This is a genomic window from Streptomyces glomeratus (assembly GCF_021462825.1).
GTDB lineage: Bacteria > Actinomycetota > Actinomycetes > Streptomycetales > Streptomycetaceae > Streptomyces > Streptomyces glomeratus.
This window is the reverse complement of sequence record NZ_JAKEEB010000059.1, coordinates 1-19649: the sequence shown is the minus strand read 5'-3', so window position 1 is coordinate 19649 and position 19649 is coordinate 1. Positions and strand designations below refer to the sequence as shown.

Genomic DNA, 19649 nt, shown 5'->3' with positions numbered 1-19649 from the left:
ACTAGACCTACTAGACCAGTTACGTGAACAAGGACGGCTTCAGCGGCGAGGAGGCGAGCGCGTCCGTGCTCGCGGCGCAGGCGCCAAGGACAAGCTGACCACTGCCGACAGAGTCCTGGCCACAGTGCTCTACCTGCGCAAACTCGGCACCCGAGACCTACTTGCCCAGCTCTTCGGAGTCAACGCCAGCACCCTCACCAGGGCCGTCCACCAAGTCCAGCCCCTCCTCGCCAAGCGCGGCCACACCATTCCACCCTCGACAGCCAGGTTCCACACGCCCGCCGACGTCACCGCGTTCCTCGCAAACAGCAACCCCACGAAGATCAAATCACCATGTTGATTCTCTGCGAGCCCTATGTCTCGTAACTGCGTCTGGGGTTCGGGTCGCGCATGCCCGAGAGGAGGCGCTGCAGGATGCTGGGTCGCCGCGGACACATGCGCAGGGATAGTGCCTATGGAGCGTCATGCGTCGAACCCGTGACGGGCGTGAGGTGCCGGCCGTTCACGTCGTGTATGGCCCGACCGAGGATCGTGGACGATGACTTGTGGGGACTGGTCGAACCGCTGCTGCCGCCCAGGCCGGAGCGATCGCCGGGGCCGCGTCCGGTGCCAGCCCGGAAGGGCCTGCAAAGCATCTTGTACGTCCTGGTCAACGACATCGCCCGGACTCCTGTTGTTGGAGTTGCGGTTCGGCTCCGGGCAGACCTGCTGACGGCGGCTGGATCGTTGGCAGCAGGCCAGAGTCTTTGACCAACTGCACCGTATCCCGTTCGCCGAGTGGAACGCGGCCGGAGAACTTGACTGGTCCGATGCCTGCGTGGACGGCTCCACATCCGTGCGAAAAAGGGAACTGCGACGACGCAGATCCTGCCGCGGGGGCTGCTTGCGCAATGTCACGCCGGGCGCGAAACGGTCCGGCCTGGTCTGGCACGCATCGGGCCGTGGTCGACGGCTGTCGCCTTGTCAAGAAGAGGCCGCGCGCGAGCAGAGTGCGCCGTGTTTCCTACCTCAATGCGCCTGTGCGCCCCCAATTTTGCATCACAGAAAGCGAGTAGGTTCTTCACTTGAGCTTCACAAGTGGTTAGATGTTCAACGTGTTTCTTCAGGGGGACACCTTGTGGCTGCTCCAGTAGGGCCGGGCGCCACCGGTGACTTGTGTGTGTCTGCCGGCGCAGGAGGGGATGCTGGCGACGGGTCGGCTGTCGGCCTGATCAGGTCACTCTTCTTCGTCTTCAGCACTCTGCGATTCAGGCGCAAGTGTGTCTTCGGCCTGGCGGTGACCGCTTGCCGTCGACCTGATCTTTTCGGGGGGAGAGCCCAACCATGCATGGATACGGACAGCTCGCTGCAACGGGCACGAGCCTGACCATCGGAAGCATCGTTCTCGACCAGACCTGGCTGATCGCCGCCGCCCTTGGACTGGTGGTGTTCGGCGCACTCTGCATCCGCGTCGGCTTCCGACGCGGCAAGGGGCCGGGGGAGATCTGATTATGCACCAGATTCCGTCAGCTACCTACGCGTCCCGCACGCGCTTGGTCGTCTTCGCTACCTTGCCGCTGCTGGGCTTCGTCGGGTGGGGTGTGTACCACACCTTCGCCGTGCTGGCAGCCTTTCATGGACACGGCAATCACCTGGCTCTTGCCTGGGCCGTCAGCTTCCTGCTTCTGTGGTGGGTGCCGCTGGCCTGGAAGGAGAAGCCCCACACCGCCACGCCGCGCCAGCAGAAGCAGCTCGACGAGCTAACCGTGACGGTCCAGGTCCCGGTCTACAACGAGGACGAAGCCGCGCTCAAACTCTGCCTGCAGAGCCTTTTTGAGCAGACGCGCAGACCCAACCGGATTCACGTCGTCGACGATGGCTCACTCGACAAGAGCACCGGCAGCCCGATCACCTACGACACGGTCCGCGACTGGTTCACCGACTGTGCCCGCGCGCACGGCATCGAATCAACCTGGACTCGCACCGTCAACCGCGGCAAGCGTCACGCCCAGATGGAAGTACTTGCCGACGATCCGGCCGACATCTTCATCACCCTCGACAGCGACTCAGTACTCGACCGCCAGGCGATCCGTGAGGGCCTCAAGCCCTTCGCAGACCCCAAGGTGAAGTCTGTGGCCGGCATGGTCGTAGTGCTCAACAGCAGAGACAACCTGCTCACCTTCATGACGAGCATGTTGTACCTGCCATTCACCCGCGGCTTCCGCTCGGCGCAGTCAGTCCTAAAACGCGTCATGGTCAACTCTGGCACCCTCGCCTTCTACCGTGGCGAGGTCATCCGCAAGTACGCCGACGCCTACCCCAACGAGACGTTCCGGGGTCGGCCGATGCAGATGAACGACGACTCCCTCATGACGCTCTACGGCCTCCTCGACGGAGACACCGTCCACCAGCCCAGTTCAATCTGCTTCACGCTCGTCCCCGTCAGCGTGCGGCACTACCTCAACCAGCAGTTCCGCTGGATGCGCGGCACCTTTGTCCGCACCTTCTGGTGGTTCCGCTACCTGCCCATCACCAGCGTGGCCTGGTGGATGCCCGTCATGGAAGTCGCCCAGCTTATCCTCTCGGTCGCCATCCCTGTCGCCCTGCTCACTGACCCGGCACAGCGTCACAATCTGGCCGCGCTCTTGGTCTCCACCGCGATCGTCGGACTCGGCGTGAACTGGGTCATCGCTCTCAGGTTTTTCTGCATAGACCGCTCAGACGAATCTCACTGGTACCGCTTGGCCCTGTTTCTCACCGCCCCGGTCACCGGAATCTGGCGCCTGCTCATCCTGCGCCCGATGTACTTTTACGCCATGTTCACCTGCTGGAAGATCGGCAAGTGGGGAACCCGCGACACCGTGGAAGTCGGTATGGCGCAAGCCTGACCGTTGGCGAACGGCTGCCAAGTGCTGCTGGGGCCCCGGCTCTGCCGGGGCCCCGATTTGTCCGCGTTCAGCGGGAGTGGATGTGAGGAAGGGGGCTCTTCGGGGTCTCAGAGATCTATCGTGCCAACTCTTCGATCACCTGCGGGACGACCCGTTGAGCGCTTACGTCTTGCAGCACTTCGACAAGTGCTGGATGGACTGCCGCATAAGGTTGTCCGGCGTATGGGGCGCGGGTCAGGCCGACCGCTCGCTCGATCTTCGCGAGGGCCTGTAAGTACGCTCCGGGGCCGGCGCTGCTGGACCTGCAGATCACCGGTGACATGGTCGAGGTCGCTGCTTCCGCGACAAGCCGCTGGGTGCCGTTGTCGTCCGTGCTCGTTGCCGTCAGCGCTGCCGTCAATCGAGGGTGCGAGGACTCCGCGCCCAAGAGACGCGATACCCCGTCCTGAGGACCAAGATCAGCACCGCGACCCCGAGCACGGCGTTAAGAGTGTCCATGATCATGACGACGAGGTGGGGCGCGAGCAACAGGCTCGGCATCCTGGCGCTGATCACCCCCAGGCCGATGAGGAGGGGGAGCCACACCCGAAAGGATCGCATGCCCTGATCGGGACTCTCTCGCTTCCGAACCTTGGTCCGCTCCCACCGCCGACTGCCGAGGCTCATGAGGACCAGCGCGCACCCCATCGCAACCACGGACCAGTCCATGAACCGCAGCATCACAACTCCTTTATCGGGAGGAGGATCTTCCTCCCGCGGATGTTCGCGGTCAAGGGGCCAGCGACCCCGCAGCAGCCCTGGTCGGCTCTTATGCGTCCGGGTGTGTGCTGGCGCCCCGGCAAAGCTTCGCACGGGTGACACTCGCTTTAGGAGTTCGATCCAAGCCCGACACGGCAGGGTGCCCGCCCGATCGGAGCGTACGTGCCGGGCCGCGCGTGGGCGCCTGCGTCCGGCGCCGTTGATGTCACCAGTGGATGTCAGCCGGAGCTAGCGCTTCTTGCGCTTCTTCTCCTTGGCTTCCTTCTCTTTACGCTGGGCCACACCGTACGCGGACCACGGGCCCTGATGAACCGGGCATCGGAAGGTGCCTGTCACTACCTTTCGCTGACACGAGCCTCCTGTCTTGGTCGTCGCACCACACATCGCCACCTGGTTCCCCCTCCGGTCTCGCCGCGCAGTACGTGGCCCCTGGGCAACGTGGCTTGGCTTCTGCCGCCTACGGGGAGAACGAAATGACCGTTGACAGAAGGCGCACGCTGGATCTGCCAGATGCACGCGGGCGCACACTGAAGCGCTTCGGGCCCCACCCTGGGCGAACGGCCGATCTACTGCCTTGCCGGGCCTCAGCTGGTTTCACCGTGACTCCCCGCTGTTCCCTGCTCAATCTGGTGCGGTTGTGGTGCAGGACAGGCCTCGCAGCCATGGCAATGCGGTGCCCTACCGGGTCTCTGAAATTCTGGCTTCTTACATCAGCATGCTCGGCTACTTTGGCGAGCAGGGACGTTTTCTAACCCGCAGGAGGCCGAGCTGTGCAAGCTGAAGTGACTGTGGCAATTGTGGCAGCTGGTATCACTGTCGCCACGTGGGTGTTAAGCAGTAGAGCGTCTCGCCTCACCCAAAGGGCCGAGTTTATCAGGAATTACACGAACGACTTTTACGACAGTCAGGCGCTGACGTCTATTTTCATGGATATAGACCACGATAGATTCCGCTACGACGAAAGCATCCTTGGCACCGATAAAGAGTTAGACCTGATTCAATACCTGGATTACTTCAATGCAGTAGGTCACAACTGGTGCCGCGGGGTGATCAAGATCGCCGACATTATGCCGACCACTATAGGATATGCCGCGCTTCGGTCGTGGGAGAATGACGACGTTCGTGCCTACCTTCAACAGATTCGAAGGTGGGATGAGGAAAGATACTCGGTCAGCACCGGATTTATCTACTTCGAGGAGCTAGCCATACAAATTGGTTGGCTCTGCGGGCGGATCCATAGCGGAGTGAATCGTTCCGAGCTACTCTTTAGTGCCTCGCCGAGGAGAATAACTTTGAGTCGAATATTGGGCTACTACTCGTTGATATCTCGAATCCACCGTTGGTGGTGGAGAGTGACCGGACCCACTGCCGCTAGTAGGCCCTAGGTGCACGAAGTGAGGCCGAGGTCACACTCTCAAGCCGAGCCGACGGACATCCCACTTCGCTGGGTGGGTAGGGCTTGAAAGTGTGGGGCCGCGGCGGTACTTTGCCTCAAGATCGCAACCGTCATGCCTACCGCCGCCACGGACAGGGGCCAGAACCGATGACCAAGCTGCCGGAGAACCCCGAGCTGCTGAAGCTTTACAGAAACGGATTTTCCGATAAGGAAATATCCGAGATGTTCGATGTCACTGTTCAGGCTGTTAATTTGCGCCTTCAGGCATTGGGAATTAAGCGAGCCCCATTCCGTACCCAGGCCAAGGAAATCCTTGAAGCTGCTTGGCCTGCTAATGAAACACGACGCCCTGAATTCATTCACCTGAATCGTGCGCGGGACCTCTATGCATTCCTTCGCCGGCAGTTGGGTGACACGGGACTCACCAGGACCCAGCTCGTTGCCGCTGCTCGTTTCGAGCGTCTGATCAGGGCCCACAACGCCGTTCTAGACCTTCAGCCTGGTACGCCGGGCGGTCCCTGGGTTCTCCTACCTCGTGAGCCCTCAGACGAGCGTATGGTCATCCGCTGGCCTGAGGATCGTGATCTTCCTACGGGCAAACTCCGTGAGGCCCTGGACCTTCCGCCACATTCGGCAAGCCTTGCGGCCAAGTTCTCTCCGAAAACGCGGTCGGTGGAGTCTCAATGACCGAGGCAAGCGGTCGTTCGACGTGCGCGTCCCTCCATGCGAACTACGGGCGGGACGGTCACTGAGGTCTCGTGCGCTGATCGTGGGGCCGTTGGCGGACTGTGTAGGTCACCTGCGGTTGGCACAGTTGCAGTACCGCACTGCTGTACCGCCTCGATTCGTCATGTCTCATCAGCCGTCATTCCGGAGGTACCCAGTTGCCATCGGCGCGCTGTGGCTGGCCATCTTCACCGTTCGGGGCTGTAGCGGTGTGATCCTCGATCTCGATCTGTTCAGGGCTGCGGACCTTCACTGTGATCATCGGCTGGCCGTCCGGACCGTAGATGGTGATCGACTGCGGGCGGTTGGTTTCACCCCTCCTCAGTCGATCTTTAGCCCAGTTGATCACACGTGCTACGGTTTGCTCTGCAAGTACGTTGAATGCATACCCAGTGAGGCTTTCGAGCGCCTTAGTGCCCAAGTAGATGTACAGCACCTCGTACCAGGTGACTCCCCGCTTCCCCGGGTCGGGCGGCCGGTAGTTGACATGGCATTCGATGCCAAGGGCCTGGAGATCATCGGCGAGATGTGCGAGCGCGCGTCTGCGCTCTTCGTGAAGGATCTCCGTACCGCTGATGCGAAACGTTGCTATGGGCATGTCGGCCTCTCTGCACCTAACCGCGCATCTGCCCAGTCTTCATCTCCGAGCCGCTCCCCGATGGCATTTTGCTCAACCCGCCACTCACCCCAGCTCCCATCCCGTCCGCCGTCGACCCACACACCGTGGAGCGGGCGTGGTTCAGGGGCGTCAAGGTGGAGCGCGCCACTGTACGAACGACCTTGACGCCCCTGGGCCGCGTCTGCTCGGCTCTGCCTGGGGCGACGGCGGACGGGATGGGAGCTCCCCTCGCATGCCACTACGTACCCGCGGTCGGCGACGGTGCCCCCTCCATCCCGGTGCCGGCTCCCCCGACGGAGGCATCGTCTTGACCGTGGGGCCGCACTCCGCGGTGCTCGCCTCATGGCCACCGGCCCTATCCACATGTGGGCGCGCGTCGGCGCAGCGCGGGCGGAGTGGGCCGGAGGCAGGAGCGGCGCCCGCGGCGGAGCCGGGAGCGCGCCCGGCGGAGCGGAGCGCAGCCGGGGCTTGATGGACGTAGGGAAAGTTCTACCGCGCTCTGGCTGATCGTCGCTGGCTGATCGTCGCTGATCGTCCTGGCTGATCGTCCTGCTGCGTGGGCTGCTGCGTGGGCTGCGTGGGCTTGTCTTGTCTGGATTGATGCTGACGCTGGGCTGTACCGCACGCGGTGAGCGCCCTCAGCGGCGATGCCGGAGGGCGCTCACTGTTCGCGTAGGTCAGATGGCGTCGACCTGCCAGGCGATCACGCCAGTCGCACCCCTGGCGCCGTCAACGTTGATGCGGACCGGCCCGTCCCCGGTGATCCGCCGCTGGACCAACGACTGATCGCACGGCACCCTGACCTTCGGGCCGGTGCTCGCCGGTGTGAACGACAACTGAGCGCTGCCACTGCCGACACAGACCAGGTTGAACTTGTAGTTCTTGCCCTTACTGAGGACGGTCTCGGTGTGGACGCCGTCGGTCACACGCTCCGCGCCGGCAGCGAAGAACCTGCCGCTGTGTACAGCAGCAAGGGCCGCCTGAGCCTGCTCGGTAACCTTCTTCTCGGACGGACCAGTTGTCGCTGCCGAGTTGCTTGGCGCAGACGACTGCGACGAGCCTCCAGCCTTGCCCTCCCCCTTGTCGGAGGTGCAGGAGGTGAGCAGAAGCACCGATGTCGCCGCTGCACACCCGGCGAGCCAAACCCGCGGGTTCACGTAGGTCATGACGAAGTTACCCACCACTTCCAGCCCACTTCGTTCGTGGGCAGAGTAGCCGTACCGTGGCCGATCTCGACACCGCCGCAGCCGTCTCCGGTGGATCGGTATCTCTTCCAGCTCACCTTGTAGCCCCAGGAGCCGTACTGCATGTGACCGTACTTGTTCCTGGGGATGTCTTGGCTATAGGTGTGGCCAGTGGTGACGGACACGCTGCCAGCGACCTTGACCGAGATCGTGGTCTTGGCCTGCGCGAGGATCGCCCCGGCCGACCACTCGCCGCTACCCGAGACTTCGAGCGAAATGGTGCCGCTCTTGAGCACGGACACCGACATCGTCCCACCCGGTCCGTCCTTGAAGGAGGTGCCGTTCCACCATGAAGGCACGAACGTCGCCTTCTTCGACGTGAACGAGTACCAGGTTGACGGGCCGTCACACCGGCTCGGCACCTCTCAACAATCGGCTGGTCGGGCTCGTCCTCCCAGCCCTGCCTGTTGTTGATTTCCGTCGTCTGGTCGGCAGAAGCGGCTGTGCCGTCGGTCGGCGTCTCCTCTGCGGCAGCGGTGCCCGCAGCAGCGAAGCAGAGGAGCAGTGCAGCAGTGGCAGCGCCGGTCGAAGCGCGCCGTGAACCGATGCCCATGTGACACCTTCCCGGTGGACCGCCCCCGTGGCGATCGAGCACTTGGACACTATGTGAAGGTCATGCACGCGACAATCACTATTCCCTGAGGAGAACTTGAGGGAGGATCATCTAGCGGCGACGACCGCGCCCTCATCGCGGTCTCCGCCGCCTCGAACCGCTCAAAGGCTGACCAGGACCCGAGCACCTGGATGCCCCCGGCCGAAGGCTACCGCTGCCAGTACGTCACCGACTGGGTCGCAGACAAAACCCGCTGGGGACTGAGCATCGACGCAACCGAGCAGGCCGCCCTCACCGAGGTCCTGAGTGTCTGCCCGGACGTTCCCATCACCGTAACCCTGGCCAGGTAGCCAAGGCCCAGCACATCCCGAGGGCTGCCCCTTCCTGCTGCGGCGAGCCCACACAACAGCGGAGGTGCATGACGCCCAGACGTCGGCTGCTTTCGATGCCCGGAGCATCACGTCGGACCGCGCTCCCGCTACATCGGATATTCGCTGGTGTAGTCCTCCACGAGCTGTGCCTGGTCTGCGGCGTACTCAGCGCGCGCCTTCTTGTCTTCCTCGCTGAGAGCGGGGTGGACGGGGTCCGTGGCGGGTGCGCGCCAGAGCTGGACGAGGTGGCGCTCTCCGTGATCGCCGATGCCGGGTTCGGGGTCGTCGGCGTGGCAGTACAGGCGCATGCGGACCCAGTCGCCACTGCCGACGGAGGGCGGCGGCATCTCGATGGGTGGTTCGTCGTCGGGCCAGGCGTCCCAGAAGTCGCCCTGTCCGATGGTGGCAAGGCAGAGGACGGGGGCGTCGGCGTCGGCCAAGAGGCTCATCTCCTCCGCGGGCTCCCACTCGCTGCTGGTCTCGGCGGCCGGGCGGGCCGTCGTGGACCTGGACGGTCATCCGCAGCGGGCCGGTGTCGGTGGTGGGAAGGACGACGGCGAGGGTCTCGGTGGCCGGGCCGCAGCGCCAGCCGAACGGCATCTCGCTGGGGAAGTCGTAGTCGTCGTCGAAGCCGATGAGGTAGCCGTTCTCGCCGAGGTCGACGGTGAACGTCGTTTCACGGATCAACATCAGAACCCCGTCCTTCAACGGAGAAGGTGCCCCACCCCCGGAAAACCGAGAACGGGGCACCGCGCATGGCAGCGGTTTGGGTGTCTACCGGTGGGTGGTCGAGCGGACCTCTGCCCGGCTGCACGGCTTGCGCCGATTGCGCGTGCGCTGGGAACGACGCGCGGACATGCACGAAGCGTTCCTCAAACTCGCCTGCTGCCTGATCACCCACCAGCAACTCAAGTCGCCCTGTTAGCCATTGTTACGGCGCCTGCCCGGACTGCTCCTCGTCCTTGAGCGGTGCGCTCCTCTGCTCGACGGTGTCGGGGGCGGTGTAGAAGACAGAGGCGCCTTGCTTGGTCCTCTTGGCCAGGTTCTTGGCCACGAGTCCCTCGAGCGTGGTGCGCACGACAGTGGTCTTGATGCCGCGCTCGGGATGGGTCTGGTCGAGTGCGGTGGCGACTTCGGCTGCGGAACGTGGTTCGCTCTGCTCGGTGAGGTGACTACGGACGAGTTCGACCAGCGTGGGCTGGCCCGCCTTCGCGGCTGCGGTCTTGTCCGTCGGCTTCTTGGTCGCCGACTTCTTGCCGGTCATGGTGCCCTGCGTGTTCTTCGCTCGCGTCCGCTTGCCGGCTCCGGACTCGGCAGAGGCCTTCTTGCGCGGAGCAGGTACCGCGGCGCCGTCCGGGCTGGCTGCGGGCTGAACCGGTGCCGGGGCAATGCCAAGCACCTGCTGCACCTGGATCAGTACGGAGTGGTCATGCTGCAGCGCGGTCAGTTGTTCCTGCAGCGAGGCGATCTCCGCGCTGATGCGTTCCTGCTCCTTGGCGTTGCGTTCGAGGTCGCTGGTCACCTGCGCGGCGTACTGCGATGTCAGTTCAGTACCAGCAGTCGTGGTTTCGGACATGGGCCGACCTTTCTCTCGGTTTCCTGACCGGGCGTGCAGCACCTGTGGTGCACGCGCTTGAGCGCCCGTGTTCTCGTACTTGGGTCCGAGCGGTGGTGGAGATGACTGCTGCGCGTGGCCCGGCGTAGAGATAGTACGGATAGGTGGAGCCTGTGGTTCCTCTTGAGTGAGGTCTCTTTCTCAACCTGAGCATTCACCATCCGATAAGTGACGCTGATGGGGCCTGCAGCGGGACGGCTTGGGGCCGGTTGGTGGGGGAGTTGCCACACGACTTCATCGGTGTCTTGGTCGTGCTGCCAGGCGGCCAGAGTGCGGCTGCCCGTCAGCCGGTCCAGCCGTTCCCGCGGTCTGGGCAGGGGAGTGTCCGCATAGGCGGGCGAGGACGTCCATGTCGGTGTTGCGGTGGACCTGGGTGGAGGTGTGCACGGCGAGCACGAGCGCGGTCAGCCGCAGAGCATGCGCTGCGGTGGGCGGCACGAGCAGCAGTGCGGGGCGCAGTGCCCAGTGCACGGCACGACGGCGTGCGCAGCGACCGGGAGCCTAGTCCAGGACCGCGGCATCGAGCAGCCGCACCTTCAAGTGGGCCGGTCTGAGATCCGGCATCTCGAGCCAGTTACTGTGAGCCAGTTCCCCCACAGTTCCCTGCGTCCACGCAGACGCACGCTGCTCAGCAGACCTGCTGGCAGCCGGACCCGACCGCGGGTGTCGGCCCGCAGGGCGCACATGCACGGTGGCCGGCTGGCCCGTTTTCCCTGACCGTCGGCGGGAGGCTCGTCACAGGCGGGGGCCGCGACGGCGGTCGTGGGATGAAGCCGCCCAGCAGGCCGCGGACGACCTGGACGGCCGCTAGATGCTTCGGCCCGGTCAATCGCTGGTCAGGCGGAGGTGTCGGGTACGGCTTGGGTCAGCGGGCCGAGGTCTCCGTACAGGGCCGCGGCCAGCTCGCGGGCCCGGTCCTCGCTCTCCAGGTCGTACAGGACGAAGTAGACCGGTCCGCATGAGGAGTCGGGGCTGATCTCGCGGGAGTGGATCAGGCGGATGACCACAGCGCGGAGGAGCATCATGCCAGGGTCGTCAGCCGCGGCGGTGCAGGGGCGCGTTCAGGTTTGCGTGCCGAAGCGGGGAAGCAGGGCGTTTCCGTTGCGATACCCCGCGAGGGCCCACACGTGCCGCAGTCAGCGCCCGGGGCGCAAGCGGGTCCATCACCGCCGCCCCGCCTCCTGCACTGCCCAGATCACGCTGCGGGTCACGATAGAGCAGGCCCGGAAGGACGGCGGCGGCCAGAAGGCGAAGCGGCAGCGGATCGCGCGTGCGGTACGCCGGGAGGGGGCGAGCGGTGCGCTGGCCACGAACGGAGACGCGAGCTCCTGACCGCTGGCGTACCTCAAACATGTCCAGGATCGCCGCGAGCGGGGCGCGGTGCTCGTGTCGCTGGGCGCGCATCTGTGCGCCCGGCGCTGGGCGGTGGGAGGGTGCCGGTGTGGGGGAGCATGGGGTTAGTTGTCGCTCGTTCGTGAGGGGTCGTCATGGGTTCCATTTGCCGTGCGGTGCCGTCGGTGCTGCTCTCCTGTCTGCTGGTGGCGGGCTGTTCGTCGGGTTCGCAGGTCGCGTCGGGCACCTCGGGGACGGGTGGTACGTCGGCGCAGGGGCCGGCGGGGAGTGCCGTACCTGCGGGAGCGGTGAAGATTCCGGTGGGTGCGGGGCCGCAGGCGAAGTACACGGTGCAGCAGCAGCCGCCCGCGGGCAGTTGTCACTACCGGTACGAGAAGGGCGAGCCCCTTGAGGACCTGGCATGCACCCCAGGGGCGATCTCGCCGGCGGTGACGCAGGCGAACCTGGCCACGACGATCTGCCGGACGGGTGGCTACACCAAGAAGATCCGGCCGCCGGAGGCGATCACCCGGAAGGAGAAGCAGGCGAACGCCGCCTCGTACGGCTACCAGGGCAGTCTCGGGGACGCGGAGTACGACCACCTGATTTCCCTGCAGCTCGGGGGTGACCCGAACGACGCCCGCAACTTGTGGGTGGAGCCGGCCGACCCGGGCCACAAGCCGGGCGGCGGGGTCAACAACAAGAAGGACCCGGTGGAGACGAAGCTGCACACCGCCGTCTGCTCCGGCAAGGTCACCCTCGCCAACGCGCAGCAGGCCATCGTCACCGACTGGACCACCGCCCTGTCCAAACTGGGCCTGAGCTGACCAGCCGGGCGGGCGCCGATGCGGCCACGGCGGTCGGTGCCTGCTCCGGCATGTCGGCCCGCGAACAGAGCCGACGCCCAAGCCTGTCGACGCCGGCTGCTGTTGAAGAGAGTGGGCGCGTGCCGAGGGATGTGGCACTGTGGATGCGTGCCGGACCCGTCGCTCCCCCCGTGGTGACGGGTCCGCCTTCATTCAGCGGTCGCCGGGGACGGTGATCCCGGCGCTGACCGGTTCTCTGAGCTCCAGGCGCCTGACCGGAGAAGCACCTCACGGTGGCCAGTGGCCGTGCCCCCCTGATCGGGTCGTATTGAGGAGTTTGCCTGTCACATGTGTGTGGCCTGCGGCATTCTCGGCACCGTGACGGCGTCGGTGTCATCACGACAGGGCTCTTGCGGGGCTGCCCCGGGGTAGGCAAGCCGAACCGCGGTCGTCCACGGGATGGGAGGGACAGGAACGGAGGGGTGGCGCACTGAGGAGTTCGGCACGTCTCACGAGGGCTACGTGGGAGCTGTCCTCGAGGACGGCAGTGAGGCGAAGCCTGTCTATCTGGACATGAGCAGTGGCAGCGCGGGGTTCTCAACGAGTGAGTGGTGGGCATACAACGGACAGATGGGCCGGCCGCGGGCCGCCGGCTATCGCAGTGCGTGTGCGTGCGGCTGGCGCGGTGACACCTATCCGATCGACTGGGAGCAGGTGAGCGACGACCGCCTGGATGACTTGGACATCTCCCGCCCCTACCACGACTGGCAGAACCACATCGACAGCGTGCAAAGCCAGGCGATCCCGGTGCCGGCCGATGTCACCGCAGTCATGGACCAACTCCAGGCGCACCTTGCTCCGCTGGCCGAGCAGGCCCCGTTGGCCGCGCTGAGAGCGGTGACCCAACTGGAGCGCATGGCCTGTGCCGTCGGCCGGGAAGCCGCCTATGCCGTCGAGGACGAGGCGGTGCCGGCCGAGACGATCGGCACAGCCCTCGGCTTGAGCCCGGCCAAGTCCCACTCCCGTGTGACCAGCAACCTTCTCCGCGACTGACCGCGCGGTATGGAACGCGGCAAGAGCGGCCGCGTCTCCAGCGGATTCGAAGCCACGTTCGATACGCTCATACGGGTGATGGCTTCATCACTCCAACGAAGCACCCGCCCGGCACGAAGGCCGCGAATGGGACTGCAGGCAGGCGGGACGTGTGCCACCGTGGAAACGGTCCGGGCCCGCCACTCCCCGAGGTGGCGGGCCCGAACCTGCCTCAGCGGGCGAGGGTGACAGTGACCGGGACATCCGTGCAGTTGCTGAGGAGCTCGCTCAACGCGGTCTTCTCCGTGGGATCGAGGAAGAGTTGGTACTGAACTTGATTGGGTGATGTCGGGCTCGGCTGACGTGCGATGGCATGGCCGTCCCGCCCTTCAGCGATGGGTCGGTTGCAGGCGCTCGATGCGGTCGAGGTCGCCGGCGAGCAGGTCGTGGTGGCTGATGGTGAAGTCTCCGTTGGGCAGGCCCTGCCCTTGGCCGTAGTGCCGGCCCATGATGGCGGTGGGCAGGAAGGCTCGCAGGCGGTGACGCATGTCTCCGGGGTAGTCGACGGGGGTGCCCCAGCCGGCGGGGGCCTGGTCGGTAGAGAGCAGGACCCAGTGGTCCACGGGCACGGCGGCGTTGAGGTCCGGCGCCCTACCGGTGTGGCTGTCCAGGGCCGGCACGGTCAGCCGGTCGGGGTCGAGGGGCGCATACCACAACAGCAGTGGCTTGGCGCGTTGCGCGTCGGCGTTGTCGAAGCAGCACACAGCGATGGTGTGGTCGGGGAAGTGGTCGGCGTAGAAGCGCAAAAGGTCCGGCTCGAGATCGGGGCGCCGGTGCGGCGACACCTGCCGCAGCGCGGCAAGGACCGCGGTGGGGTCCTCTGCCAGGAGCACCGTGTAGACGTCGTGGTCGAAGACCTGGACGGCCTGCGGTTCCGCGCTCATCCACGCGATGCCGTCGGCTGCGGCGGCGACGCGTTCCACGGCGGCGACCATGCGGTGCAAGACGTCGCCGGTGCGCCCGGCGGAGAGGAAGTGCCGGGGAGTGAGCTGCCTGGTGGGCAGGTGCAGCAGCATGGCGTTCGGGCCATCCGACAGGTTGACGGCGGTGTTCTGGTAGCCCAGGACGTGGATGAGGCCGTGCACGCGGTGGTGCTGCCGCCCGCAGTAGACGATCGTGCCGGAGAACGCGGCCTCGCCGGTCGAGATGCACATGGCGGCAAGGTACCGCCCTTGTCCGGTGCGAACCGAGGGGATTGACGCGCCGAGGACCACCACGGCCGGTGGGCGCTCTCGACGCGGAGCCACGGTGCCCGGTCGTCGTCCCGGCAATGCAGCTTGCGCGGCCCCCGGGCTCCGTGCCGCTCAGCTGCCCAGGTCCAGACCGGCACCGGCCAGGCAGCCGTCGACCAGGTGCGGGCGGTATTGGATCTGCTTGAACCGGTGCTTCACAGCGCGGGTAACCTGGCTGAGGTCGGCGGCGGCGAGGTTGCCGATGTCGCGCTTGACCAGTGACCAGACACCGTGGGGTGCTGCGCGCGTTCATCGACGCGAACGCCGCCCGGCTGACCGTCGTCCAGCTGCCCGCTTATGCCCCGGACCTGAACCCGACTGGCACTCTGAGACTGGCTGACGCCGGAGCCGACCAGTATTGCACTGCTGGCGCGTGCCACGCCGAGTGCGCACCGTTTCCACGCCCGCCCCCGGCTGCTACCACCCTGCTACCATGTGGGGTGTGACTTCCACGAAGAAGCAGACGCAGGTCCGGCTGGAAGAGGACGTGCTCGCGGCCGGCAAGGCCGCCGCGGCCGCCCGCCGGCTGGACTTCAACAAGTACATAGAGCGGCTCATCATCGAAGACACCACCGGCGCCCGCGCAGCCGGCATGACTGCCGCCCAGCGGCTCATCGATGAGCACGGCACCTTCCTTGACGACCTGGAGCGGCAACTCGACGCCCCATACGCCGAGACCCAGCCGGGTGCTGCCGCGTGATCCTGCACGTCGACGAATCCTGGATCCTCGAAGTGGCGGAACGGACGGGCCATCGCGACCCAGCAGCCGACGATTACGGTGTCCCCATCGCAGCAGTCGCCCGCCACCGCGGTGAACTCCTCGACACCCCCGTCTACGACGGCGCCTACGCCCGTGCCGCTGCCCTGGTGCACACTCTGGGCCAGTGCCGCTGGCTGGAGCACTCAAACTTGACCGTGGCCTGCGCGGTTGCCGTTATGTATCTCGAGGCCAGCAACATCCCTGTCAGCCCCACCCGCGAACAGCTCACCGCGCTCGCCCATGAGCTGAACAACCCGCGCTGCACCGCCCCCCGGATCGCCGCTTTCCTGCGCACCTGGAAGCCCTAATCCAGTTTCGGGCGGAGTGGACGGAGCGCTGTTGACCATAAGCTCCGGCCAGTGGAGACGTTGCTGATCACCATGGCTGCCGCTCTTGGGGCTGCGGCACAGGCGTGCTCAGTCCCACGTACCGATTCTCCGTGCCGCCCGAGGAACCGTGGCGGTCACGTGCCCGGCCGACCATCCCCTCACCGGTACCTACGGCGGCTGGCTGGGGCATGCTCGCTGCGCCGCCTGGGACACCTTGCGGGCCGAGCACACTCTCCGTCGCCTCCGCCACGGCCCTGGTGCGCCTTGCTAGCGGCCGCCGCCGGGGCCCACGCCGAGCTACGCTCGCCACCGTCGACTTCGCCGCACACCGGCTGCACGACGCGCTCACCCTGCCGCTCGCCGCGGCCGCAATCGTCCACTCGGCGTCGCCGCAGTGCTGCCCGACGCCGACGGCAGCTGGACGCCCGCGCTGCTCGGCCCCCTCATCCTGGGAGCCTGCTACCTCGTGCTCTTCCTGATCACCAAGGGCTTCGGCTTCGGCGATGTGAAACTCGCCCTCGTCCTGGGCGCTGTCCTGGGCTGGTACTGCTGCGCGATCGTCCTGGTCGATCATCACCGTGCGGAGCCTGATCCGACAGGCGTGGACAACCCACCGCTGGGCCGAACACCGGAATCGCCAGCCAGGACCCCACGCCCATCCGCGCGACCTCTTCGTTAGAAAGTAGCGGGAATCAGAAACCGCACGTCGGTGAGTTGTTCCGACACTTCCCACAGACGGCGGCCCGTCTGCGGATCGGCTGCCGCGGTGGACAACTGCACTTGCGTCGGGCCGCCTCGCAGCTGGGCGAAGCCGTCCGGCCCGATGAACTCACCGCCCTTCACGTCCGGGGCGGTGGCCGCGTACAGCTGGGGCAGTGCACCCTGTTCCGGGGGCTGGGCGAGCGGGGCGAGGATGCGGCCGAACAACACCTTCACCCAGGCGAGGGCGCTCAGGGCCGCGGTGGCTGCGCTGGAAGTCAGGGCTGACCTGGGCAGCAGCTCGTCCGCTGCCGAGTTGACCGGCAGTCGTGGAGTGGGCGGTGGCCGGCACCATCCCCGCACCGTGCTGTGAAGGATCTTGTGGCGCTCCATCTGGGCGCCGGAGCGATCGGCCGATCCTGGCGGTGGCGCTAGCGTCCGGGGGAGGTGGCTGTCTGTCCGGGCGGCCATGGCGGATACTGAGGGCATGGATACAGGGAGCTTCGCCGAGCCAACCGGGCACGCGGAGGTGCTGCGGGCGCGCTATCGAAGCCGTCTGCCCGAGAGGCTCGAGGACCTGACCGGCCCCGACCAGGGCGTCGTCGTCCCTCCCCTGCACGTGGTGTGGTCCGGACGCACCAGTTTCCCCCTGGATCGGCCCAAAGCACGGATGAGTCTCTATCGTGCAGTGCTCGCCGAAGGCCAGCGCGATGACCTGGTCGCACTCCTCAACCGTCGGCTCCTGCTCGAACAGTGGCCCGTGCTGCGACGCCTCATCAGTCCGCACCTCCGCGACGTGTGGGAAGAGACCTTCCCTGACCTGGCACGGACGGCGTCAGCCGCCGCATGAAGCTCACCCCGCTTCACCGTCGGCTCCTGGCCGACGTGCTGGACATCGGCTCCCCGTACCCGCTCGTGATCACCGGTGGGTACGCCGTGCAGGCCCACGGGCTGGTCCAGCGGCTCAGCAACGATCTTGACGTGGCCACCGAGAACCCTGCGCCGATGGCAGAGATCCTCCACCATGTGAGCTCCCAGCTGACCAGCCGGGGCTGGCAGGTGGAGCAGATCGAGGCCGACCCCCTGTCCGGGCGGTTCATCGTCACCGACCCCGCTACGCAGGAACGCTGCGAAGTCGACGTCCTCAAGGAAGCGTTCTGGGCACAGCCCCAACGCACCGAATACGGCCTGGTCCTCGCACTGGACGACGTGATCGGCACCAAAGTCCGCGCACTGGCCGACCGCGGCGCGGTGCGCGACCTGATCGACGTCCATGCGGCTTCGCGGCACCGCACTACTGCCGAGCTCGAGGCGCTCGGCCGGCGTCATGCCCGGGACGAATTCAGTCTCGAAGGGCTACGCGACCGGCTCTCTGGTGCGGAGTGGTACGAGGACGACGACTACGCGGCGTACGGGCTGTCGCCAGACGACATCGTCCACCTGCGGGCGTGGGCCCTGAACTGGGTCGAGGACATTGACGCCCGCCTGTATGTAGAACGCGAGATGGACGACGAATAGCCCGCCCGTTGCCCATGACGAGGACCCGACGCAGGCTGCGTCGCGAGGCAGTGCAGGGACCACGGGCCACTGTGCCGGAGCCGCGAGTCGACCTGGCAGTGGGCGGCGAGCGAGGAGTGTACTTGTTCGCTCTCCTCACCTGATCTCCACGCGGGCCCTTCGATCAGATCCATCCTCGCCGCCGTGCCAGATGCGCGGCCGCATGGCGGTTTTCCGCGCCTAGCTTGGTCGTGGCGGCGGAGAGGTAGTTGCGCACCGTTCCCGGGGCCAGTACTGCACGCTCAGCGATCTCCTCGATCGGGGCGCCGTCGGCGGCCATGGACAGGATGTCCGCCTCGCGAGCGGTGAGCGGAGACTCGCCCGCGCTGATGGCGTCCGAGGCGATGTCCGGGTCAATGTAGCGGCGCCCTGCGTGCACGGTACGGATGATCTCGGCGAGCTGTTGGGCGGAGACGGTTTTGGCCACGAAGCCTTTGACTCCGTTGCTGAAAGAGCGTTTTGTTCCGCAGATCGTGTTTGGTTCCAGGTTCAGGTGTTGAGCCAGTTCGGGGTGGATTCACGCGTGAGCCTGCGGCTTATGAGATCGATCATCGCGACGTGGATTATGGCTTCGGAGCGGTGCGGGTGGGTTTCGTAGTCGCGTGCGAGGCGGCGGTGGTGCATCAACCAGCCGAAGGTTCGCTCGACGACCCAGCGTCGCGGGATCACCTTGAATCCTTTGACGCCGAGGTCGCACTGGACGACTTCGATGCCGAGGCAGGCGCCGTGTCGATGCCTTTCGTTCGGTAGCCGGTGTCGCCCATGCCTTGGTCACACGGGGGGTTCGCGGTGGCGATGCGGAAGAGCAAGTGGATGCCGCCGGCGTTGTCGGAGACGCTGGCCGCGGTGACCCACACGGCCAGCAGGAGGCCGAGGGTGTCGACGCCGATGTGACGCTTGCGGCCCGCGATTTTCTTGCCCGCATCGATGCCCTGGCCGGCCGTGGGCACGTTAGCGGAGGTCTTGATGCTCTGGGTGTCCAGCACGCAGGCGCTCGGCTCGGCATTCCGGCCCTCGGCCGCGCGCACCAGTCGCCTCAGCAGGCCGTTGAGCTGGTCGAAAATGCCTTCCTTCTGCCAGGCAGCGAAGTATCCGTACACCGTCTCCCAGGGAGCGAAATCGTGCGGGAGGTAGCGCCACGGGATCCCGGTCCGATCGACATAGAGGATGGCTCCATGATGCGGCGCAGGTCGTGCTCGGGTGGACGGCCGATCTCCAGGCCTCTGCCTCTTCGCTCGGTCCGCCATGTGGTGAGCGTGGGTTCCAGTAATTCCCAGCGGGCATCGGACAGGTCGCTGGGATATGGGCGGTGTCGCGTCATGTTTCGGTAGTACCGGCGGGCGCCATGCGTCCCCAGGGCGCAAACGGTGACAGCCGGGGGCGCCTTGGGATCAGACAGGAGGGAACTCACCGAAACGGACTGCTGCACGATCTGTGCTGCCGCAACTGCCTCAGTGGGCACTCCTGCCCCAGCACCCCAGAACGACTGTCGCCTGAATGGGCATCAAACACGATCTGCGGAACAAAACGCTCTTTAAGTACCGGTGGGTGATTCCGTCCGTGTCTGGTCAGGTGGGGTGCCCAGCGCGGAAGGCCAATGGAGTGGGCCCTGCCACTCCTGGTTGAGTGGCAGGGCCCGGGGTTGCAGGTGGTCAGCGGAGTGCGCTGACTTCGGGTGCGGAGAGCGTTCGG

Annotated in this window: 19 protein-coding genes and 7 pseudogenes; 14 read left to right on the top strand and 12 right to left on the bottom strand. The window is 66.0% G+C overall.

Features of this window, described 5'->3' with window-relative positions; all coding sequences use genetic code 11:
• From LZ604_RS34055 to LZ604_RS34045, 3 genes are all read left to right on the top strand, one after another.
• Positions 1-340: helix-turn-helix domain-containing protein (locus tag LZ604_RS34055; RefSeq protein ID WP_234519990.1), on the top strand; the 340-nt coding region annotated here is incomplete at its 5' end.
• Between the two features lie 983 nt (positions 341-1323).
• Entirely contained in the window at positions 1324-1488 is a 165-nt protein-coding gene (locus tag LZ604_RS34050) for a hypothetical protein (protein ID WP_234519989.1), read from the top strand.
• Between the two features lie 2 nt (positions 1489-1490).
• Positions 1491-2867: a glycosyltransferase family 2 protein gene (locus LZ604_RS34045; RefSeq protein ID WP_234519988.1), complete on the top strand. Its 1377-nt coding sequence runs from the start codon at positions 1491-1493 to the stop codon at positions 2865-2867.
• A 396-nt stretch (positions 2868-3263) separates the two neighbouring features.
• Here LZ604_RS34045 and LZ604_RS34040 read toward each other — a convergent pair whose 3' ends face one another.
• Positions 3264-3587, bottom strand: a complete 324-nt coding sequence (locus LZ604_RS34040) for a hypothetical protein (RefSeq protein WP_234519987.1) — start codon at positions 3585-3587, stop codon at positions 3264-3266.
• A 1582-nt stretch (positions 3588-5169) separates the two neighbouring features.
• Between LZ604_RS34040 and LZ604_RS34035 the strand changes: the two genes are divergently transcribed.
• The gene (locus LZ604_RS34035) at positions 5170-5709 is read left to right on the top strand and encodes a hypothetical protein (RefSeq protein WP_234519985.1); all 540 of its coding nucleotides are present in this window, start codon (positions 5170-5172) and stop codon (positions 5707-5709) included.
• A gap of 178 nt (positions 5710-5887) precedes the next feature.
• Here LZ604_RS34035 and LZ604_RS34030 read toward each other — a convergent pair whose 3' ends face one another.
• From LZ604_RS34030 to LZ604_RS34020, 3 genes are all read right to left on the bottom strand, one after another.
• Positions 5888-6346: a hypothetical protein gene (locus LZ604_RS34030; protein WP_234519984.1), complete on the bottom strand. Its 459-nt coding sequence runs from the start codon at positions 6344-6346 to the stop codon at positions 5888-5890.
• A gap of 698 nt (positions 6347-7044) precedes the next feature.
• Positions 7045-7548 carry a DUF6023 family protein gene (locus LZ604_RS34025; RefSeq protein ID WP_234519982.1) on the bottom strand — a complete coding sequence of 168 codons (504 nt, stop codon included), beginning with the start codon at positions 7546-7548 and terminating at the stop codon, positions 7045-7047.
• A complete protein-coding gene (locus LZ604_RS34020; RefSeq protein WP_234519980.1) occupies positions 7530-7910 on the bottom strand; it encodes a hypothetical protein in 381 nt (126 codons plus the stop codon). Before LZ604_RS34020 ends, LZ604_RS34025 begins: the two co-directional genes overlap by 19 nt.
• Before the next feature lie 370 nt (positions 7911-8280).
• Between LZ604_RS34020 and LZ604_RS34015 the strand changes: the two are divergent.
• Positions 8281-8514, top strand: a pseudogene (locus tag LZ604_RS34015) (HNH endonuclease); the annotation flags it as partial.
• Between the two features lie 128 nt (positions 8515-8642).
• On the opposite strand, the gene LZ604_RS34010 reads toward LZ604_RS34015, so the two are convergent.
• Positions 8643-8984: a hypothetical protein gene (locus LZ604_RS34010; RefSeq protein ID WP_234519979.1), complete on the bottom strand. Its 342-nt coding sequence runs from the start codon at positions 8982-8984 to the stop codon at positions 8643-8645.
• A 293-nt stretch (positions 8985-9277) separates the two neighbouring features.
• Between LZ604_RS34010 and LZ604_RS34005 the strand changes: the two are divergent.
• Positions 9278-9460 (top strand): annotated as a pseudogene (locus tag LZ604_RS34005) (transposase); the annotation flags it as partial.
• A gap of 6 nt (positions 9461-9466) precedes the next feature.
• Here the strand turns inward: LZ604_RS34005 and LZ604_RS34000 are convergent.
• Positions 9467-10111: a hypothetical protein gene (locus tag LZ604_RS34000; protein WP_234519978.1), complete on the bottom strand. Its 645-nt coding sequence runs from the start codon at positions 10109-10111 to the stop codon at positions 9467-9469.
• An 875-nt stretch (positions 10112-10986) separates the two neighbouring features.
• Positions 10987-11175 carry a hypothetical protein gene (locus LZ604_RS33995; protein ID WP_234519977.1) on the bottom strand — a complete coding sequence of 63 codons (189 nt, stop codon included), beginning with the start codon at positions 11173-11175 and terminating at the stop codon, positions 10987-10989.
• A 462-nt stretch (positions 11176-11637) separates the two neighbouring features.
• Between LZ604_RS33995 and LZ604_RS33990 the strand changes: the two genes are divergently transcribed.
• Positions 11638-12309, top strand: coding sequence for a hypothetical protein (locus LZ604_RS33990; protein ID WP_234519976.1), 672 nt, complete (start codon positions 11638-11640; stop codon positions 12307-12309).
• Positions 12310-12810: 501 nt separating this feature from the next.
• Positions 12811-13341, top strand: coding sequence for a hypothetical protein (locus LZ604_RS33985; RefSeq protein WP_234519975.1), 531 nt, complete (start codon positions 12811-12813; stop codon positions 13339-13341).
• A 368-nt stretch (positions 13342-13709) separates the two neighbouring features.
• Here LZ604_RS33985 and LZ604_RS33980 read toward each other — a convergent pair whose 3' ends face one another.
• Both LZ604_RS33980 and LZ604_RS36635 read right to left on the bottom strand, forming a co-directional pair.
• Entirely contained in the window at positions 13710-14534 is an 825-nt protein-coding gene (locus LZ604_RS33980) for a hypothetical protein (RefSeq protein ID WP_234519974.1), read from the bottom strand.
• 150 nt (positions 14535-14684) lie between these two features.
• Positions 14685-14843, bottom strand: a pseudogene (locus LZ604_RS36635) (IS630 family transposase); the annotation flags it as partial.
• A gap of 8 nt (positions 14844-14851) precedes the next feature.
• Between LZ604_RS36635 and LZ604_RS36630 the strand changes: the two are divergent.
• The 4 genes and pseudogenes from LZ604_RS36630 to LZ604_RS33965 all read left to right on the top strand — a co-directional run.
• Positions 14852-14959: pseudogene (locus LZ604_RS36630) on the top strand (IS630 family transposase); the annotation flags it as partial.
• Positions 14960-15054: 95 nt separating this feature from the next.
• Positions 15055-15312 carry a hypothetical protein gene (locus tag LZ604_RS33975; protein ID WP_234519973.1) on the top strand — a complete coding sequence of 86 codons (258 nt, stop codon included), beginning with the start codon at positions 15055-15057 and terminating at the stop codon, positions 15310-15312.
• Positions 15309-15680 (top strand): fic family toxin-antitoxin system, toxin component, encoded by a 372-nt coding sequence (locus LZ604_RS33970; protein ID WP_234519971.1) that lies wholly within the window; start codon positions 15309-15311, stop codon positions 15678-15680. The genes LZ604_RS33975 and LZ604_RS33970 overlap by 4 nt, the downstream gene beginning before the upstream one ends.
• Positions 15681-16095: 415 nt before the next feature.
• Positions 16096-16380 (top strand): prepilin peptidase, encoded by a 285-nt coding sequence (locus LZ604_RS33965; protein WP_234519969.1) that lies wholly within the window; start codon positions 16096-16098, stop codon positions 16378-16380.
• Here LZ604_RS33965 and LZ604_RS33960 read toward each other — a convergent pair.
• Positions 16377-16637 (bottom strand): annotated as a pseudogene (locus LZ604_RS33960) (short-chain dehydrogenase); the annotation flags it as partial. The gene LZ604_RS33965 and the pseudogene LZ604_RS33960 overlap by 4 nt on opposite strands.
• Positions 16638-16887: 250 nt before the next feature.
• On the opposite strand from LZ604_RS33960, the gene LZ604_RS33955 reads away from it, so the two are divergent.
• Together LZ604_RS33955 and LZ604_RS33950 are read left to right on the top strand one after the other, a co-directional pair.
• Positions 16888-17250, top strand: coding sequence for a hypothetical protein (locus tag LZ604_RS33955; RefSeq protein WP_234519966.1), 363 nt, complete (start codon positions 16888-16890; stop codon positions 17248-17250).
• Positions 17247-17918: a nucleotidyl transferase AbiEii/AbiGii toxin family protein gene (locus tag LZ604_RS33950; RefSeq protein WP_234519964.1), complete on the top strand. Its 672-nt coding sequence runs from the start codon at positions 17247-17249 to the stop codon at positions 17916-17918. Before LZ604_RS33955 ends, LZ604_RS33950 begins: the two co-directional genes overlap by 4 nt.
• A gap of 163 nt (positions 17919-18081) precedes the next feature.
• On the opposite strand, the pseudogene LZ604_RS33945 reads toward LZ604_RS33950, so the two are convergent.
• Both LZ604_RS33945 and LZ604_RS33940 read right to left on the bottom strand, forming a co-directional pair.
• Positions 18082-18399, bottom strand: a pseudogene (locus LZ604_RS33945) (response regulator transcription factor); the annotation flags it as partial.
• Positions 18400-18446: 47 nt separating this feature from the next.
• Positions 18447-19278: pseudogene (locus LZ604_RS33940) on the bottom strand (IS5 family transposase).
• Positions 19279-19649 lie beyond the last annotated feature (371 nt).

What these genes read in the sequence shown, in the direction of transcription:
- LZ604_RS34050 (WP_234519989.1), top strand. Translation starts at nt 1,324, where the DNA reads ATGCATGGATACGGACAGCTCGCTGCAACGGGCACGAGCCTGACCATC.
- LZ604_RS34045 (WP_234519988.1), top strand. Translation starts at nt 1,491, where the DNA reads ATGCACCAGATTCCGTCAGCTACCTACGCGTCCCGCACGCGCTTGGTC.
- LZ604_RS34040 (WP_234519987.1), bottom strand. Translation starts at nt 3,587, where the DNA reads ATGCTGCGGTTCATGGACTGGTCCGTGGTTGCGATGGGGTGCGCGCTG.
- LZ604_RS34035 (WP_234519985.1), top strand. Translation starts at nt 5,170, where the DNA reads ATGACCAAGCTGCCGGAGAACCCCGAGCTGCTGAAGCTTTACAGAAAC.
- LZ604_RS34030 (WP_234519984.1), bottom strand. Translation starts at nt 6,346, where the DNA reads ATGCCCATAGCAACGTTTCGCATCAGCGGTACGGAGATCCTTCACGAA.
- LZ604_RS34010 (WP_234519979.1), bottom strand. Translation starts at nt 8,984, where the DNA reads ATGAGCCTCTTGGCCGACGCCGACGCCCCCGTCCTCTGCCTTGCCACC.
- LZ604_RS34000 (WP_234519978.1), bottom strand. Translation starts at nt 10,111, where the DNA reads ATGTCCGAAACCACGACTGCTGGTACTGAACTGACATCGCAGTACGCC.
- LZ604_RS33995 (WP_234519977.1), bottom strand. Translation starts at nt 11,175, where the DNA reads ATGATGCTCCTCCGCGCTGTGGTCATCCGCCTGATCCACTCCCGCGAG.
- LZ604_RS33990 (WP_234519976.1), top strand. Translation starts at nt 11,638, where the DNA reads ATGGGTTCCATTTGCCGTGCGGTGCCGTCGGTGCTGCTCTCCTGTCTG.
- LZ604_RS33980 (WP_234519974.1), bottom strand. Translation starts at nt 14,534, where the DNA reads ATGTGCATCTCGACCGGCGAGGCCGCGTTCTCCGGCACGATCGTCTAC.
- LZ604_RS33955 (WP_234519966.1), top strand. Translation starts at nt 16,888, where the DNA reads ATGGATACAGGGAGCTTCGCCGAGCCAACCGGGCACGCGGAGGTGCTG.
- LZ604_RS33950 (WP_234519964.1), top strand. Translation starts at nt 17,247, where the DNA reads ATGAAGCTCACCCCGCTTCACCGTCGGCTCCTGGCCGACGTGCTGGAC.